Origin of the sequence: Pseudoalteromonas sp. A3 (genome assembly GCF_025942345.1) — a bacterium.
GTDB lineage: Bacteria > Pseudomonadota > Gammaproteobacteria > Enterobacterales > Alteromonadaceae > Pseudoalteromonas > Pseudoalteromonas atlantica.
Genome location: NZ_JAPCKL010000001.1, coordinates 399288 through 417172, shown reverse-complemented (window position 1 = coordinate 417172; position 17885 = coordinate 399288). Strand labels below are relative to the sequence as shown.

The 17885-nt window shown below is 39.5% G+C and carries 18 protein-coding genes; 7 read left to right on the top strand and 11 right to left on the bottom strand.

Annotation, left to right across the window (positions count from 1 at the left end; genetic code table 11):
* Positions 1 to 204: 204 nt before the first annotated feature.
* Positions 205 to 2022, top strand: coding sequence for a protein kinase domain-containing protein (locus tag OIZ54_RS01885; RefSeq protein WP_138576310.1), 1818 nt, complete (start codon positions 205 to 207; stop codon positions 2020 to 2022).
* 55 nt (positions 2023 to 2077) lie between these two features.
* On the opposite strand, the gene OIZ54_RS01880 is transcribed toward OIZ54_RS01885, so the two are convergent.
* Together OIZ54_RS01880 and OIZ54_RS01875 are read right to left on the bottom strand one after the other, a co-directional pair.
* Positions 2078 to 2602: a hypothetical protein gene (locus tag OIZ54_RS01880; RefSeq protein WP_264389543.1), complete on the bottom strand. Its 525-nt coding sequence runs from the start codon at positions 2600 to 2602 to the stop codon at positions 2078 to 2080.
* A gap of 23 nt (positions 2603 to 2625) precedes the next feature.
* The gene (locus OIZ54_RS01875) at positions 2626 to 3615 is read right to left on the bottom strand and encodes a YHYH protein (protein WP_264389541.1); all 990 of its coding nucleotides are present in this window, start codon (positions 3613 to 3615) and stop codon (positions 2626 to 2628) included.
* Between the two features lie 166 nt (positions 3616 to 3781).
* Here OIZ54_RS01875 and OIZ54_RS01870 point away from each other — a divergent pair, with 166 nt between their 5' ends.
* Positions 3782 to 4213 (top strand): DUF3859 domain-containing protein, encoded by a 432-nt coding sequence (locus OIZ54_RS01870; RefSeq protein WP_264389539.1) that lies wholly within the window; start codon positions 3782 to 3784, stop codon positions 4211 to 4213.
* Positions 4214 to 4468: 255 nt separating this feature from the next.
* On the opposite strand, the gene OIZ54_RS01865 is transcribed toward OIZ54_RS01870, so the two are convergent.
* The 3 genes from OIZ54_RS01865 to OIZ54_RS01855 form a co-directional block, all read right to left on the bottom strand.
* Positions 4469 to 4885, bottom strand: a complete 417-nt coding sequence (locus OIZ54_RS01865; protein ID WP_055014778.1) for a VF530 family DNA-binding protein — start codon at positions 4883 to 4885, stop codon at positions 4469 to 4471.
* Positions 4886 to 4958: 73 nt separating this feature from the next.
* A complete protein-coding gene (locus OIZ54_RS01860; RefSeq protein ID WP_264389538.1) occupies positions 4959 to 5948 on the bottom strand; it encodes an MDR family oxidoreductase in 990 nt (329 codons plus the stop codon).
* Positions 5949 to 5998: 50 nt separating this feature from the next.
* On the bottom strand, positions 5999 to 6631 hold the full coding sequence (locus OIZ54_RS01855; protein ID WP_138541049.1) for a TetR/AcrR family transcriptional regulator: 633 nt from the start codon (positions 6629 to 6631) through the stop codon (positions 5999 to 6001).
* 602 nt (positions 6632 to 7233) lie between these two features.
* Here OIZ54_RS01855 and rmf point away from each other — a divergent pair.
* Positions 7234 to 7404 carry a ribosome modulation factor gene (gene rmf / locus OIZ54_RS01850; protein ID WP_004586522.1) on the top strand — a complete coding sequence of 57 codons (171 nt, stop codon included), beginning with the start codon at positions 7234 to 7236 and terminating at the stop codon, positions 7402 to 7404.
* Positions 7405 to 7470: 66 nt separating this feature from the next.
* Here the strand turns inward: rmf and fabA are convergent, their stop codons facing one another.
* A complete protein-coding gene (gene fabA, locus OIZ54_RS01845; protein ID WP_004586523.1) occupies positions 7471 to 7986 on the bottom strand; it encodes a bifunctional 3-hydroxydecanoyl-ACP dehydratase/trans-2-decenoyl-ACP isomerase in 516 nt (171 codons plus the stop codon).
* Between the two features lie 205 nt (positions 7987 to 8191).
* Here fabA and OIZ54_RS01840 point away from each other — a divergent pair, with 205 nt between their 5' ends.
* Genes OIZ54_RS01840 through OIZ54_RS01830 form a run of 3 tightly spaced genes read left to right on the top strand, consistent with a single transcriptional unit; the run spans position 8192 to position 10297 of the window.
* Positions 8192 to 9049: a 6-carboxytetrahydropterin synthase gene (locus tag OIZ54_RS01840; protein WP_264389537.1), complete on the top strand. Its 858-nt coding sequence runs from the start codon at positions 8192 to 8194 to the stop codon at positions 9047 to 9049.
* A complete protein-coding gene (locus OIZ54_RS01835; protein WP_248442368.1) occupies positions 9042 to 9860 on the top strand; it encodes a M23 family metallopeptidase in 819 nt (272 codons plus the stop codon). Before OIZ54_RS01840 ends, OIZ54_RS01835 begins: the two co-directional genes overlap by 8 nt.
* Positions 9861 to 9865: 5 nt before the next feature.
* A complete protein-coding gene (locus OIZ54_RS01830) occupies positions 9866 to 10297 on the top strand; it encodes an acyl-CoA thioesterase (protein WP_029772286.1) in 432 nt (143 codons plus the stop codon).
* 212 nt (positions 10298 to 10509) lie between these two features.
* On the opposite strand, the gene OIZ54_RS01825 is transcribed toward OIZ54_RS01830, so the two are convergent.
* Genes OIZ54_RS01825 through OIZ54_RS01805 form a run of 5 tightly spaced genes read right to left on the bottom strand, consistent with a single transcriptional unit; the run spans position 10510 to position 16093 of the window.
* On the bottom strand, positions 10510 to 11832 hold the full coding sequence (locus OIZ54_RS01825; RefSeq protein ID WP_054982498.1) for a Na+/H+ antiporter family protein: 1323 nt from the start codon (positions 11830 to 11832) through the stop codon (positions 10510 to 10512).
* A gap of 8 nt (positions 11833 to 11840) precedes the next feature.
* Positions 11841 to 13802 (bottom strand): DUF3488 and transglutaminase-like domain-containing protein, encoded by a 1962-nt coding sequence (locus OIZ54_RS01820; RefSeq protein ID WP_264389536.1) that lies wholly within the window; start codon positions 13800 to 13802, stop codon positions 11841 to 11843.
* The gene (locus OIZ54_RS01815; protein ID WP_413680423.1) at positions 13795 to 14808 is read right to left on the bottom strand and encodes a DUF58 domain-containing protein; all 1014 of its coding nucleotides are present in this window, start codon (positions 14806 to 14808) and stop codon (positions 13795 to 13797) included. The genes OIZ54_RS01820 and OIZ54_RS01815 overlap by 8 nt, the downstream gene beginning before the upstream one ends.
* Complete coding sequence (locus OIZ54_RS01810; protein ID WP_029772289.1) at positions 14792 to 15697, bottom strand: AAA family ATPase; 906 nt, start codon at positions 15695 to 15697, stop codon at positions 14792 to 14794. Before OIZ54_RS01810 ends, OIZ54_RS01815 begins: the two co-directional genes overlap by 17 nt.
* A gap of 12 nt (positions 15698 to 15709) precedes the next feature.
* Positions 15710 to 16093, bottom strand: coding sequence for a response regulator (locus OIZ54_RS01805; RefSeq protein ID WP_029772290.1), 384 nt, complete (start codon positions 16091 to 16093; stop codon positions 15710 to 15712).
* 466 nt (positions 16094 to 16559) lie between these two features.
* Between OIZ54_RS01805 and OIZ54_RS01800 the strand changes: the two genes are divergently transcribed.
* Positions 16560 to 17882, top strand: a complete 1323-nt coding sequence (locus tag OIZ54_RS01800; protein ID WP_264389534.1) for a hypothetical protein — start codon at positions 16560 to 16562, stop codon at positions 17880 to 17882.
* Positions 17883 to 17885 lie beyond the last annotated feature (3 nt).

Below are 17885 nucleotides of genomic sequence, written 5' to 3'. Positions count from 1 at the left end.
ATAAGCAGATAGTTTAAATACGGCTTAGCTAATCGATTGGATGCAACATTTGTTAGCAAGGTGTAATAGTGCATGTTTAGCACTTGGCTAGTTAGCTCTTTAGGTATTAGTAAAAACTACCTAGTGAGTATTGTAATCTGGCTATATAACACTAATAATCAAGTGGCTAACTCACTATTTAACCTATAAAACAAAGAGCCTGTATTGAAAGCCAAAGAAATTCGCAATTTTTATATTAACGAAGAGCAATCTGTTTATTTGCTGTCACATAGAGATGCCAAAAAACACCGTCAATGGCTTAATATTTGTATTAAACAACTGAGTGCGCTTGGGTATAAAAATGTAGAGATGATTGGCTCAGGGGCGTTTGGGTTTGTGTTTGCTGGCAATGACGAAAACGCCTTACCTTGGGTGTTTAAGTTCTCGCGTATTACGCTTGCCCAAAGTGTGCGCGACCGCCTAGAAGACGAAGCGTATATGCTCTCGCAAATTAATAACCCGCTAGTGCCTACCTTTTATGCTTTTGAGCGTATAAAAAAGCAAGGTATTCTAATGATGGCCCGTGCCATTGGAGAAGACCTTGAAAAAGTATCGCTAAAAAAAGGGCGTTTTAGTGCCGCCCATATAATGCAATTAGCGGTGCGGCTGCGTAATGTATTAATTGATTTGCGTAATCATAAAAATGGTTTAACCCCTCAACCTATAGTGCATGGCGATATTAAACCTTCTAACTTAGTATGGGATGAGCAAAGCGATGCGCTGTCTTTAGTTGATTGGGGAAGCTCTGTTTACGCACAGGTTGATAGTAAGGGGGAGCCTATAGCCAGTAATTTTATGGATTTAATGTCGGGAGATTTAAGCACTACTAATGCCAGAATGGGCGATGTGTATTTTATAGGTGATGCGCAAATGTCGGGTGAGCAGTCATCACCACGCTTTGATGAACAAGGCGTGGCTTCTACTTTATATGCACTTGCCTCCGCTCAGTCGTGTCGTTTTGGTGCGCAAGCCATTCCTGCAAGCTCGCTTGGCTTACCCAAAGAGCTTGCCAATGTAATTGATGGCATGCTGTCTAAAAATAAAACCATACGCGATGGCGCAGGCGATTACTTTATGCGTAACATTACCAAAATGGCTCAGGCGTATTTACCTGAGCTTAAAAAAGCGGAGCCTCGTCCTGCTATCCCGTATTGGTTTGGCAAAGGTGATAAGCCCGACACCGTAGTATATAGCTCGCGCAAACAGTTTTTACGACAAGCCGATCATAATCAGCAGCTGCTAGATGTTAACGATGCTCAATTAGACCGCTACTATAAAGAGTTTTTGTTTGATACCGGCGATACCGAAAAAGCCTTTTTGGCCTCTATCAGCCGCCTAGCTAAATACCCGGTAGTGGGTGGATTGAGTTTTCATTGGAAAGATGAGTCGGTGTTTGTTGAGTCATCGCTTATTATGCATGATGAAAGTTTAAAAACAGCCTTTACCGATGCCATTAATAATACCGTGATGCTTGCTCAAGCAATAAGTCAAAAAGGTTTATTTAAGTGTTGTTTATTTGATGCGCGTAAAACCATTCAGTTAGAGCGAGATGGAACCGGGGCGTTTAAGTTTGATAACCTCCCTGAGCTTGATTATGAAGTGGTCAGTATGAAGGCAAACGAAATTGCACGTCCACATTCTTACTTTGAAGACGGTAAAGACCCTGATGAGCAGCTACAACTGCCTAAAAAAGTGATTAGATGCGTGTTTGAGCTAAACCAAATTCATCATACTGGCTGTATTATATTTGAAGCACTGCCAGATAGAATGAAAATACACCATTACTATCGCTTACTCGATGAAAGCAAAGAAGTAGAGTTTAAACGGTTACTTAATAAATTAATGCAGTATGCAGTTAACATTACTGATGTGGGTGTAGCAGGATTTATGAAGCTTCCTTATAAAAACACTCGCGAATTTTCGCTTTGTGAAAAACAACCAGAGAATTTCTTTCCTAAAAATCCAAAATTATTAGCGCAGTAAAAATAAAAAAGGGCAGCTAAATATTAAGTCTGCCCTTGGCTACTTAATTGTTAGTTTAAAACACTGTGCTAAAAGGCGTACGGGGTGTTAAGGCAAACTGATGAGTCATTTTTTGCTGTTTGTTAGTGGCGGTAATGTGGTACTTATTTAAATCAGAATTTTGACTAAATAACCTAACGTTTAATTTTAGCTGTGCGCTTATATCGGGCACTGTATATCGGCCCGTAATCGTTATGTACTCAATGTTATTAGTATCAGTATGCGACACTTCAGGGTTTAGTAATAAGCCCTCTAAAGAAAACTTATAATGATGATCGTTTAAATAAACCCCTCGCATTATGGTTTTGCGGATTTGCTTTTTATGGGCGTTAAATTCATCCAAAGAGACTTTTTTGTTCAAATCGTCATCAAGGTTATTAAATGCCGAAATAGGCAACGAGAGAACTATAAAGGCATGATTATCAATCACGTTTAATGTTCCATGTTGAGCCACCATTAAATGTGCATAAGCAACTGGAGCTATAACCATGTTAGCTACTAATATAAGCGCAACCAGTGCTTTTTTTTGTATATTCATCATACTCACTTTGCCTATAGTCTAATTTACAGTTCGCCTTTCACACAGCGCTGAAAAAACGGGTAAGTATCGGTTGCGTAGTAATGGTATATGCCTTGTGGGAATTCAGGGGTAACACCAAAGCGCCCGTTACACTCATCTAAATCGCCAGAGCCAGCTACATACTCCCAATCTTGTGCAAAAGTACCCAGAGGATAAATTTCGATAGAAGGGCGGTTATCGCTTACTGTACTAATATGCTGGTAGCTACCTGTCATCACTTTAAGCGGCGAACTGGCATCATCAGCAGTGCTGTAGCCATAACGCGCATAAATAGGAAACCCGTCAGCCGCCCATGCAATTAGAGTCATTGTTGAGCTGTTGCCGCCTCTAAGGGTAACAAATCCCTCTGGCATGCCATGGTAATGATAGGTGCCATCGGGCTGGACATGTGCGTTGTTATCGTCTGTACCAAAACTAAAAGTATTTTGGCTTAGAGCTTCAATACTCCAGTTGCCACTATTATCGCCAGGCGAACAGTTATCGCCAGAATCATCGCAGCTGACGCCTGTACCAGCATCAATTTTAACGCCATTTAGTACTATGCCTAATACGCCACGAGGGCCGCCCATTAAGGTTGTGGTATCGCTTTGTATAGGCGTTAGCGTAAAGCTTTCACTCACAGTTTGTTCAGAAATGGTGTTTGGATTATCGGGGTTAGGGAACGTGCCTACATCATGATCTGGAATGCCATTAGCGACTACATAGCGTGTTGTCCCTGTGCATGCCCAATCAGCAGAGCTGGTGGTTTGCACTGATGTAGAGTCGTTGTATTCATTGTAACTGTAATCACATAGCACTTGTTCGGTAGAGCTGCTACCTGTTGCTGTTGTAGTGTTACTGCTTGAAGGTGTACTTTCATCGGTAGCGGTTGTTATGCTTTGCTCATCACTACCGCATGCAACAATAGAGCAAATTGCTGCGCTTAATAACGAAATTTTTAATAGTTTAATTTTATTAGGTAGTGAGTGATTCATTGTACACAGCCAATTAAGTACTAATTGACGCTATTTTTAATCTTAAATGTGCAAGCAATGTGCAAAAATACAACAACATTGAGTATGTATGTTAATGGATGATTTTACTTAAGATGTAAGTATTATAAAATCAGTGTTTTAACAGCCCAAAATAAAGAATGGTGTAATGGCAAAATCAAAACCTGAGGTGTCAATTCAAAGCTTCGGCATTTATTCTACATGGGATAGTAAAAGTAAGGCGTTGCCACAAATTGAGCAATTTACAACCAATGTTATTGCTAAGCTTGATGTTGAATTTGGTTTAATAATTAATATCAAAAAAGCCAAAGGGGAAAAACTCCACTTTTGTATTTATCACCCTGATATACCAGACAACAATGGTGAAATAATGCCGCCCTTTGCAGGCGTTGAATACATTAAAGAGAATGACTGGCAGTTTTATTTAGGGGATACGCTGTGGGAGCCTATTGAAAATAAATTAGGTGATTGGCGGATGACACTTACCCTGAACAATAAAATTATTGCTGATAAAACATTTAAAGTTGCGCTTGAAGAGCAAGGCTCAGTTAATTACTTTTGGCGCAAACGTGGTTACTAAGCCCTTATATTGCAGCGCTAAAAAAAGTCAATATACATTGGCTTTAAAAATATAACTTAACCTGGACTCTGGTTAAGAGATACACCAACATAATTTATCATGATGATCTTTAAGCTTAATTCTCTAGCCAGCGGTTTTCGGTGAAAACAAGGCGAATTTATGCGTCAATAGCTAGCCTATTGCAAGTAAATTCAACGCTTTTAGCGCTGAAAATAGCTGCTAGAGATAGATTTATTATCCAAAGTTGAGGTTAACTTAGTTACCCCACGGGTTACTGGCGTTTGAACGTTGCTTTCGTGCTCTGGCGCGTTGTTTAGTGGCCTTTTTTTCCATAATTCGCTTTGCATCACTAAAGCTTAGTTCGCACGGCTCCCCCGGTTTATGATCCGCAGGTATAACTCTATCTCGAGGCGGTAATTGGTATTGTACATCGTCGGGTTTAGGCAAGTTTTTAAGACGGTATAGGTAAAAGTTATCTACCTTTTCTTGTGCCCATTGTGTTTTACGTAAAAATTTAACCGCCGATTTTATATCTGGGTTGTTTTTAAAACAGTTTAATTGCAAATAAGCGTGCAGTAGCTCCCACCCATATTGCTCAACCAGTTCTTCAACCACTTGCTCTAATTTTACGCCTTGCAGTGGGTTATTACTGTAAAGATCTTGGTTGCTCATAGGTGTTGCCTCATTAATAAAAATACAAATGTCATTATAAATTTAATAACGAGGCTTTAATAGATAAAATTGCTTAACTTTGGCAATTAACAACTACGCGGCCGCGAATTTTACCGTCCATAAGTTGCTCGCCATTTTCAATGACTTGCTCAAGTGTAATTTCGGTTGAAATTTTATCAAGGTAATCGGCTTTAACTAAGCTTGCTAGTCTGTCCCATGCTTCGATTCTGTCTTTTTTAGGGCGCATAACGCTGTCTATACCAATTAAAGATACACCACGCAAAATAAAGGGCGCTACTGAGGCGGGTAAATCCATCCCTTGGGCTAAACCACAGGCAGTAACTACCCCTCCATATTTAAGTGATGCACAAATATTGGCAAGCGTATGGCTGCCTACCGAATCTATAGCGCCAGCAAAGCGTTCTTTTTGAAGTGGCTTACCTGGGTTTGAAAGCTCATCGCGGCTAATAATTTGTGATGCACCCAGCTCATTTAAGTAATCGCTTTGTTCCATTCTCCCTGTTGCAGCGGTTACGTTATAGCCCAGCTGATTTAATAAATAAATGGCAAAGCTGCCAACACCACCGTTTGCGCCGGTCACTAATATTTCACCATCACTTGGTGTAATACCATGTTTTTCAAGGGCAATAACACTGAGCATTGCTGTGTAACCCGCAGTGCCAATTTGCATTGCTTGTTTTGGCAAAAGCGCTGAAGGGAGGGGGATTAACCAGTCACTATTAAGCGATGCCTTTTGTGCAAGGCCGCCCCAGTGTTTTTCGCCTACACCAAAGCCATTTAAAATTACATTATCGCCTACACTAAATTCATCCGTACTTGTTCCACTTACTGTACCCACCAAATCGATGCCGGGCACCATAGGAAAGCTACGCACGACAGGGCCTTTACCTGTAATGGCTAGCCCATCTTTGTAATTGAGCGTGCTATAAAGTACATCAAGTTGCACGTTTTGATCTGGTAGGTCACTTTGCTGCACACCACTAAGCGCGGCAGCGTAGTTTTCGTCTTTCGTAATTACAATAGCTTTAATTGGGTTACTCATAACATATCCTTTTAGACCGATCGGTTTTTAATGGCTAAATAAAATGCGCATTAAGTGAGTAATGCGCGTAAAAACATTTCTGTATACAGTGTAAGTGGTTTGCTTGATTGGGTTAATTTAGCGCGCATAACAGCGCCTTCCCAGCCAATCCAAAAATATTCACTCATAAGCTTTGTATTAACAGATTTAGCAAGTGTGCCTTGTTGTTGTGCTTCATTTAAACACTGCTCAACTTGCTGCTGCCATGCTACATAGCTTTGTAATAAGCGGGTTTTAAACTCATCACTTAAATGGTTGAGCTCTTGATTTAAGTTTCCGACTAAACAACCGCGTTTGTACTGATATTTTTGCATGCCCATTATGGCACTTTGCGTAAAGTGTATTAAACGTTCAAGCGGCGGGGTACTGCTATCGGTTAAGTATTTTTTAAGCTTAGTGATAAAGTATTCATCGTAGGCATTTACTAAAGCAATACCAAACGCCTCTTTACTTTTAAAGTAATGATAAAACGAGCCTTTAGGCACACCGGCTTTTTTTAAAATGGTATCAAGTCCAGTTGCGCTAAAACCAAATTCAGTTAAGGTTTCTAGGCCAATCCGAATAAGATGCGCTTTCGTATCAGCGTTTTCGCGAGGTATTTTAGGGGGCCTTCCGCGCCGTGCAGGTGCCTGAGCTGTATTCATTATTAGTAACCCCTTATACCAATCAGCAATAATACTTAATCATTTTCAGGGGCTAAACGTGTCGCTATCTGCGTTAAAAAATTCTCATTTAGAATAACTAAATAGCGAATTTTTTGCCTTGCTATCAACACATTTATCCATCCTCAAAATTGATCACTTAATTATGCGAATTGGTTTTATAGTCTTTTTTGTGTTAACCCATATTAGACCGATCGACTTTAATTAATCAAGCACTAATAGCAGTTGTTCAAAAATAAATCATTTGAACTGTTTTTTATTCAAAATTAAGAGTGCAATAAAATTGTCATGATTACATTATTGTAGGGAACTAAGCCAAAAATGGTGTGTCCGACATTAAGCACATAAGTGCATTTAAGCGGTTAGATAGCCGTATTGTAAATTAAATAAGCAGTAAGAAATTAAGTGGTATGACCACTGTGTTTTTATAAATGTTAAATTATTTTTGCATCAGCAGGTTAGTTAATGTCAAACAAATTAATTAATTTTGCTATTTGAATTTAACATTTTTATTAACTATTCATTAAATGTAGATTTCACTAATGCTACAAAATTTATAATTAAAAAAGGTGAGGATATTACCGATGAAGAGACAAAAAAGAGATCGTTTAGAAAGAGCTCATTCTCAAGGTTTTAAAGCAGGTTTAGCTGGGCGCTCTAAAGAGCTATGCCCTTATCAGCAAATCGATCCTAAGTCTGAATGGTTAGGCGGTTGGCGCGAAGCAATTGAAAACCGAAACATGTACAAAACCTAATTCATCACAAAAGAATTAACGTAAAAAGGCCTCCATATGGAGGCCTTTTTGCTTAAATATATAATATTAAAATGCGCTCGTATCTTGAAATAAGCCCACTTTTAGATCTTTTGCTTCGTAAATAACGCGGCCGTCTACTTCAACTGTGCCATCAGCCATGCCCATAAATAATTTACGCTTTATTACACGTTTCATATCAAGGCGGTACGTTACTTTTTTAGCTGTAGGTAAAATTTGGCCGGTAAATTTAACTTCACCTACACCAAGCGCACGGCCTAAACCGGGGCCACCAGACCAGCCTAAGAAAAAGCCAACCAGTTGCCACATAGCATCTAGGCCTAAGCAGCCTGGCATAACTGGATCGCCTTTAAAATGGCAGTCAAAAAACCAAAGGCTTGGGTCAATATCAAGCTCAGCTACAATTTGGCCTTTACCGTGCTCGCCGCCATCAGCAGTGATTGAAGTAATACGGTCCATCATTAACATGTTGTCGCTTGGTAAACGGCAGTTACCTTCACCAAACATTTCACCTTGACCACATAGGATCAAATCTTCTTTTGTATAGCTATTTTTAGGTTCCATAACACTTATCTTCGCTTAGAAATTGCCAAGTACTTTAGCGTACACTTGTACGCCAAACAACTCGGAGCAGTTGAAAAAAGACACTTTTTTGCGTGATTTATCGCCAATCAGTAGTGGAGACGGCTTTTTAGACCATAAAACCGCGCAATTACAATCAGAAATCATTATAATTACCCCTGACTTATAACCAGTTTAAAGGAAGTTTATGATCCTTTTTGTTAACTCACTAACAGTGATTGATTTTTCTTACTTATGTAACAAACGCGGCGCCGTTGGCGAGAGCTGGATTGTTGACTTAACGTTGCATGGCAAGCTAAACGAAGAGTCTATGGTGTTAGACTTTGGCTTAGTTAAAAAGCAAATTAAAGGCATAATTGACGATTGTTTAGACCACAAACTAGCCATTGCTAAAGGTTTAAATGGCACGGTACAAGAATTTGATACTTACAAAACGCTCGATTGCACATTTGGTGATAACCACCATTTAGCCATGAGTGCTCCGCATCAAGCTTATTGCATGATAGATGCACCAGAAATTAGTGTTGAATCAGTCACTGAATTTTTAATCGACACTATTTTACCTAAACTACCAAGTAATATTGAAAAAATTGAATTGTCGCTAAAACCAGAGCACAGCCAAAGCTTTTATTATCACTACAGTCATGGCCTTAAAAAGCATGATGGTAACTGTCAGCGCATTATTCATGGCCATCGCTCGCAAATAGGTATTAGTTTAGATGGTATGTCTATGCCTCGCTTACAAAAACAATGGGCTGAAAAATGGCAAGATATTTACTTAGCCACGGCTGAGGATCAAATCGCTGCAAGCGAATTAAAACACATAAGCGCTAAAAACGATGATGTGTGTTTTGCTTATACCGCTGCACAAGGTTACTTTGAAATGGCGATAAGCGAGTCACGCTGTGACATTTTACCTGTTGATACAACGGTAGAATGTATTGCTCAACACCTTGCTGAGCAAGTTAAGGCAGAATACCCAGACAAAGACGTAAAAATTATCGCATATGAAGGCGTAGGAAAGGGATCGATTAGTTATGCTTAAAACTCTTTTAGCAACAGCGCTTGTAACCACAACTAGCTTTAGTGCATTAGCGCTTGAGCTAAAAGGGCACCTTACGCAGGGCGGCTTGGTGACAGGCAAGCTTGAAAATGTAAAGTCAGTATCGTTAGATGGTAAAACATTAAAGTTATCAGACTCTGGCGATTTTGTGTTTGGCTTTGGTCGCGACGCGAAAGCAAAACATGCCCTTACGTGGGTAGATAATAATGGTAAAACACACACGCAAGATTTAATGATCACTAAACGCGATTATAAAATTGATAAAATTACCGGTGTGGCTAAAAAGTATGTGTCGCCTCCTAAAGAAGTAAGCGCACGTATTAGCCGCGAAGCGCAAGCAATACGTAAAGCGCGCGCGGTTAACTCTGATTTACAGTACTTTTTAGACCCGGTGTTAAAGCCGGCACAAGGGCGTATATCGGGTGTTTATGGTAGCCAACGTTATTTTAACGGTGAACCGCGACGCCCACATTTTGGTTTAGATATTGCCAATAAAACCGGCTCGCCTGTTTATGCTCCGATTAGTGGCACTGTGGTGTTTGCCGACCCCGATTTATACTACTCGGGCGGTACGCTTATTATTGACCACGGCCATGGCGTTACCTCTACATATATTCATTTAAGCAAATTAGATGTAAAAGTAGGCGATACAATAAGCCAAGGCGACAAAGTTGCCGAAATAGGTGCGACTGGGCGTGTAACAGGCCCACACCTTGATTGGCGTTTTAACTGGGAAGGCGAGCGCCTAGACCCAGCATTATTGATGCAAGATAAGCTTGCTAATAAAAAGTAGATACTATGACAGACATTAACCGCGATGCAATTATTGCAAAGCGTATTGAAGACTCAACGACCTCGGTTACTAAAACGGTGTTTCCTGGGCGCACTAATCATCACAACACATTATTTGGTGGCGATGCGTTAGCATGGATGGACGAGGTTGCTTTTATTGCCGCCACTCGTTTTTGCCGAAAGCCGTTAGTGACTATTTCATCTGATAGAGTTGATTTTAAAGAGGCTATTCCAGCGGGGACTTTTGCTGAGCTAATTGCTAAAGTTGTGCATGTGGGCAATACATCACTTAAAGTGGATGTGGATATTTGTTTAGAAACCATGCATAAAGATGATAAGCACTCGGCGATTTCAGGCAGCTTTACCTTTGTAGCCGTAGATGATGACCACAGACCGACACCGGTTGTGTGCGATAAAATGATTTACGGTTTTGAATAAATAAATATTAAGGCAAGCAGCCTTTAAATAAGCATCTTTATTAGGTGCTTATTTAATTATAGCAAAAGAACACATCATACTAGTTAATTGTAAAAGCAATCTTAGCAGCTATAAAAATATATAGATTAAGTCAGCAAATAGGGAGGTATAAAAAAGGCATGAAATACATGCCTTAAAAATAATGAATTATACACACTATAAGTGCAGAGGTGCTAAAGCACCATAGCCGCAATCCAACCAAATATAAGTAATGGAATATTAAAATGTATAAAGGTGGGGATCACCGAATCTCGTATATGGTCATGTTGACCATCGGCATTTAAACCCGAGGTTGGTCCAAGTGTAGAGTCAGAGGCTGGAGAGCCCGCATCACCTAATGCACCCGCAGTACCCACTAAAGCCGCAGTTGCCATAACCGAGAAACCTAAATCTAAACATAAAGGCACAAATAAGGTAGCTATAATTGGCACTGTAGAAAACGAACTACCAATACCCATTGTTATCAATAATCCCACCAATAAAATAGAGGCCGCAGCGAGAGGCTTATTGCCATCAAATAACGCCGCGCCACTGTGAACTAAACTTGCTACATCACCGGTTGCTTTCATTACTGAGGCAAATCCTTGAGCCGAAATCATAATAAAGCCAATCATCGCCATCATGGCGACGCCTTTACTAAATACGTCGCCGTTTTCTTCCCACTTAACAACACCAAATACACTAAATATCATTACGCCAACAAGGCCGCCTAATATCATAGAGCCACTTAGGTTTTGTGCAACCAATGATGAAAGCACAGCAAACAAACCCACGATCATCACTTTTTTTGGCTTCTCAATGTCGCTAGCTTTGCTTTGTGTTGTTAACGGTTGCGCTTGGTAGTCACGGCGCTTTGCGTAACTTATAAACACCGCAATAATTAACCCAACCAACATACCGCAGGCAGGAATAATCATTGCCATAGGCACTTGTGTGTTAACTATGTCTAGGCCGTTATCAACTAAGTTTTTATGCAAAATAGAGTATAAGTAAATGCCACCAAATCCATAAGGCAATACCATGTAAGAGGTAGCTAAACCAAACGTTAATATACAGGCAATGGCGCGGCGGTCTAAACGTAGTTGATTAAACACAACCAGCAAAGGGGGGATTAAAATAGGTATAAAGGCTATGTGAACAGGCACTAAATTTTGAGAAGAAATAGCGCAGCCTAATATAATTAATAAAATAAAATAGCTTAAAAAGGTTTCGCTGCCTGCACCTTGTGCATTCACTTTGTTTAATAGCTTTTCGGCGAGGATACGGGTTAATCCCGATTTTGAAATAGCCACTGCAAAGGCACCTAACATTGCGTAACTTAGTGCAATTTCAGCGCCGGCCGACAAACCAGAATTAAATGCATCAACACTTTCTTTTATTCCTAAACCCGCTGTTAAACCAGCTACAAGTGCACTAATTATCATAGCTACAATGACATTTACACGTGCTAAGGAGAGCCCAAGCATTAAAATAACGCCTATAACAACCGCATTCATAGTTTTCTCTATTTTGAAGATTTAATTAATTTTATCAGATCTTTAGCCTGATTTTTACGTTCTTTAGTAAAAGGTTTTTTAGCGTAGCGCACTTGATTAAATAAATAGCTAAATTCGCTTAAAGGTTCCGCAGTATCAGGGCTTTGCTCAGCAAAGTATATTAACTGCTGATTAGGTGAATAGTGACTAGGCGCCGCTATGTCGTTTTTATCTGCCCAGTGCTTAATTGCCTCAAATTCTGAAACTAACGGCGGGCGTTTACTTTTATTGCGTGGCCAATTTAAATAAATAAAGTAAGCAGCAAAGCTAAAAGCAAGTCCTAAAATAACCGCTAAAGGTACCAGCCAAAGATGTTTACTACCAAAAAGTGATTTTAAAAAGTTGCTTTGCTTTTCTTCGTCAAAGCCAAGTACCCAGCTGGTCCATTGGTAATCAAGGGTTTCTAGTTTGAGCCTTAACCAATTAACGGCTGCAAAGTTACTTAAACTCACTAAGCCAAAATCGAGATTACTTTTAAATTCATCATTGAGTTCTTCGTTTTGTGAAAGTGAACCATTTAAACGCTCGGGGGCGACCACCGCAGTGGCATCAAAAATTTGCCACTGATTATTAATATACACTTCAACCCAAGCGTGGGCATCGTATTGGCGAACCGATAAATAATTATTTGTTTGGTTTTTTTCGCCACCTAAATAACCGCTGGCCAAGCGCGCGGGAATACCGGCGCTTCTAAAAATATACGCTGCTGCACTGGCGTAATGGCCGCAAAAGCCGCGTTTTTTATCAAATAAAAATTGATCAATAGTGCTGTCACCGGTCATAGGCTCGGGGGTTAACGTGTAACTAAATTCTTGTTTAGCAAAGTAGCTAAGCAATGCATTATAAAAGTCACTTTGCGAGGTTGTTGATTGTTTAAGTTCGGCAGCAAGCTTGGCTGCTTGTTGGTTTGTTTGGTTATTTAAACGTGTGTAATAAGCGGTTTGCCAATCTGAAAGTTGCTCTGTACTCAGTGCTGCACTTGATACCTGATACTGCAAGCTTTTAGCTTGATATTGTTTTTTTCGAAGTAAACCTAGCGCATTACTTTCAACATTTTTATTGTTACTGGTTGCGTAACCAAGCCCATATAACCATTTTTGATTTGCAGGCTCGGCAATAATAGTGTAGGTGTGTTGTATCGTAATTTGTTTATTGGGATCAGCACTTTGATTATTATATTTTAATAAATCAGATGTTTTCCACGCTTTACCATCAAAGGTATCGTGTACAAGTGCTCGCCAATAATAAGGTGAGGCGGGCGTGTCGTTATCAAAACGCGCTCTAAAAACCAGTTCATCAGAATTAGACAGCTTTGCAATATCAAACGGGTCTACTTGTTCAGAGAGCCCTGTTTTAGCAAGCTTTGGCCCAGGTAACTGCCAAAAAGCGGGCATTTTAGGTAAAAACAACAGCAAAAATATTGCTAAAGGCAAAGCAATAAATAACAGCTTAGCACTTTGTTTAGAGGCTAATTTTAAACTATGAGAAGATTCAATTAAGCTCAATACAGCAAAGTTGAGTAAAAATAGGGCGCTCATGGTTAAGGTGGTTATTATGCTTTGGTTAAACAAATACGCCGATGAAATAGAAAAAAACGTGAGTGTGACAATAATATGGTAATGTTTTTTTGTTTTAGCCTGCAGTAATTTAAAAATACTAGAGAGCAATAGCATAGCAACAAACAATATGACTGTATCGCCTATACCTATGGTGTAAATCATTAATATTAAAGCTAATCCAGCCAAAATATTTGCAAGCCACGCGTTAGGTTTAGGGTTGTTAGTCAGTGTTAAGTACACGTTCCAAAGACATAAAAGCGATAAAACCCCAATAAACAGTATGGGCATATGCGATAAATAAAACGCAAATAAGCAGGCGTATATAAAGCTCATTGCTAAATTAATTGCCCGGTAATTTAATAGCTCAGCCATTAGTTGCTCCGCCGTATTCGCTCAGAAGTGCTAAACACTGTGATTTATCGTGCGCGTTGTTAGTTGCTTTGTAATTTGCTGAGGGCAAAATCAGTGTAAACGGTGTGTTGTTTTCGCATGCATTACACACTAAAAAGCAAAGCTGACTCAAGCGTTGCTCGGTGTTACCCGTTAGCAGGTTAAAATCAAAAACAATATCGGACTTTTTATAATCTATAAATTCTTTTACGAGTAACTGCTGTGATTTAGCGTAATGTTTCCATGAAATTCGCTGCAATCCCATTTCTGGTAAATGCGTAATTAGCTCATCAAACTCTTCGCTGCCGGGCTCTTTAATACTGCCTGTTTGCGTTGTGTGTTCAAACGTACTGTTGTAAGTGTCGTTTAATACATGCTCTGGCGCAGGGTAAACGTAAACAGAGTCATTGGGTTGTATATAACTCCACACGCTTACCAGCCCAAATGGGTAATTACTGTGTATTTTAAAACGTTCAAGGGTATATATACCGCGGGCATTATAAGGTAGGTTAATAATTAAAGCGCTGTCTTTGGGCGTAACTTGCGCTAAGTGCTTTGCGTATTCAGGGTCACTTGAGTAGCTAAGCGATACTGATTGCGTAAGTGTAGGGGCTTTTAAAATAAATTTAACCGAGCCTTTATTTGGTGAGAAGCTGGCAAAACTTTTTATATATTCAACTTTTAGCCCTTTGGCATTTGTATAACCAAGCAGAACGGCAATAATCATCACCACAAACATTAAATAAGCCATCACCAAAATTAAGTTATTTTGATAATTAATGCCCATAACAAAATTTAAAATAGCCACAATAATAAAGTAAAAGCCGAGTTGCGAGGGCACTACATATATATTGTTATGAGCCAGCGTAATGGATTGCTTTGAATGCTTGTTTTTAAGGAGTTTATTAAGTAAACGCTTTTTTAATGCGCCTAATATACTGACCTTTTGGGCTTTTTTTTTAAATAACACGTTAAACTGGCACAGCAACGGTTTTTAAGATTTCATTTACTTGCGCTTCTCCCGACTCGTTATGCAGTCCTAAGCGGTGTTGGCACACACTTGCAAATACAGCTTGTACATCGTCAGGGGTTACAAACTCTCGCCCTTCAATAAATGCCCACGACTTAGCCGCTTTGGCCAGCGCCATACTTGCCCGAGGAGAGAGCGAGCCTGCAAATGCTGCGCTTTGACGAGTATGTGTTACTAATTCAATAATATAATCGATTACAGGGCTGCTTATCACAATTTGGTTAATTAAGGTTTGAATTTGCTGTAGCTGCTTAGCGTCTATTCTTTGTGGTAATTGGCTGTAGTCTCGCGGTTTAATGTTTAAAATAAGTTGTTTTTCAGCCTCTTTAGGAGGAAAGCCTAAACTTATACGCATTAAAAATCGATCTAACTGCGATTCTGGAAGTGGGTAAGTACCCGACTGATAAAGCGGGTTTTGCGTGGCAATTACAAAAAAAGGATTTGGTAACGTGTACTTAGTACCATCTACTGTAACTTGCTGCTCTTCCATTGCCTCAAGCAATGCACTTTGCGTTTTAGGGCCCGCGCGGTTTATTTCATCTGCTAATACAACTTGGCTAAAAATCGGCCCTTTATGGAATGTAAACGTGTGCTCATTAGCGTTAAATACATTAGTTCCTAAAATATCGGCAGGTAAAAGATCGCTTGTAAATTGTATACGCTGATACGACAGCCCAAGCACAGCAGCAAGTGCATGTGAGAGCGTAGTTTTGCCCATACCGGGTAAATCTTCTATCAGTAAATGTCCTTCACTGAATAAGCAGGTGAGTGCTAGTTTTATTTGTTGTTTTTTGCCAAAAATAACACTCGATAAATCGTCGATAATTGCCGTAACAGTGCTTTGCATACTGACCTTATTTTATTCGCTTAGTTCGAGGCGCTTCATAACAGAATTAACTTTTTTAGCGTTAAAAGGTTTTTCTATAAAGCCTTTAGCGCCTAATTCCCATGTGTTTTGCACGTTTTCAAGGGTGTTATGACCCGAGCACATAACAACGTGAGCGTGAGGGTAGCTATCATTAATATGTTCTAGAATATCAGAGCTTTCAGAATCAGGTAAGTCCACATCCAAAAAGATGACATTGGGTGATTTTTTATCAAGAAGGGGTTTTGCAGAAAGGTAATCGTTGCTTTCTAAAATATCTTCAAAGCCTAGCTCCGTTAAAATTTGGTTTAGGTAGTCACGTATTTCCTTAACGTCATCAATAATAAGTATAGGCTCAAGCGGGCGCACAAATTCCATATGTTAATTACTTCTATTTTTTATACATCTAAAGTAATTTAATTTTATGCTAAGCACTGTATAAGCTCAAGAAAGTAAATCAAAAAACAACCAATTAGCGCTTTTACGCGTCTAAACCTGCCGTATTAATTAAACGCCCACACCATTTAATTGGTTAATAAATGTTAAATAACGCTCTTCAATAGCCCTCTACAGAACATTTTAAATAAGACTTTAGTCATAACTGGCAATTTTATTTTGGAATTCAAAACTATTAAACCCTTGTTTATAAGTGTAAATTTTTATAAACACGATTCCATGTAAATGTTTTGTAATAAAAGATGTTGACGTTACATTATTCATTTGTGATTATGCTCATTAGCTGAGCCGATGCCCATTACGAAGTTTAAAAACACATTTAAATAAAATGCCCATTAGCTTTAGCTGCACACTGAAAATACACAACACACTAAATAGAGAGTTCATTATGTTAAATAATAAGAAAGCTAAATTTGCGCTAACTTTAGTAGCAGCAGCGTTGGCGACGCCTGCACAAGCAGAAATGTCAGATTACTTTGACCGCCTTGACGTTAACTTTCTAGCAATGCAAAACTTTCAGTCTATTCAAGCTAAAGACGGTGCATTTCGTCCTGGAGATGAAGAGCAATCATCAGGTTTTGGCCGTATCAGAGCTAACTTAATGCTTAAGTTTCATATAAATGAATACATTACTGCCGACATTGATATAGCCGAAGAGCCAAACGATTTTGGCGGCGGCGACCGTGATTTTTCGTTTCATAACGACTTTGCAGGTATTGAATTTGATTTACTTGGCTTATACGGCACACCAAACGAAAACGAAAATTTAACGCTTCGTTTAGGTAATATTGGCGCGTCTCCATTTCAGTTTAAAGGTTTTCAAGACGGCGCAGATAACCAAGGTAATGCCTTAATTGGTAACGGCATTAACGACTACGCAACCGCAGAAAACGGTGCACAATTAAGCTACACAGAAACTTTTGACAGTGGTGTACTTCGCTCTTATAACGTGGCAGGTCACATTACTACATCAAGCTTTGGCGAAGCATTTCAAGAAGATAGAGGCTTTAATTACCGCTTACAAGGTACATTAGAGTTTGAAGGTGGCTTTAAAGTTGGCTTAAATTACTTACAAGCTAACCAAGGCGACCAACTTCGTTTTGAAAATGGCGTAGCGAGCTTAGATGGACTCACAACAACAAATTACCGTTTTGGTGATGGCGAAAACTATAACTTTTCGGCTTCTCCTTCAAGCGAACGTGATACTCACGTAGGTGTTATGCCAGGGCTTGATCAGTCCATCATTCAATTAAATTTAGCGTATCAGCCATCAGATCAAACCAGCATCATTTTAATGTTGGGTAAATCGTCTGACGATTACACCTTTGCAGACTCTGCAGGTAACGCAGTGGCAGGTATTACCTACTTTGGTACAGATGGCGTGGCAGACGAAAACGGTACCACGTTTGATTCTAACAGTGTAATTAAAGGCGAAAGCTCAGTAGAATATTACGCAGTTGAAGCACAGCAATATATCATTCCTGAAAAACTTTACGTAGCCGCGCGCTATGCAGAGTCAGAAAACACTTCCGATTTAATCAGCCAAAACGATAACACCGTTGAGCGCTTACAAGTAGCCGCAGGTTACTGGTTTACAGATTCTACACTTTTAAAAGTTGAGTATGTAAACCAAGAAGAAGGCGCAAACTCAGGCGGCCAAATTGGTCGTGGTTTTGACGGTTTCACCTCAGAAATCTCAGTTAAATTTTAAATA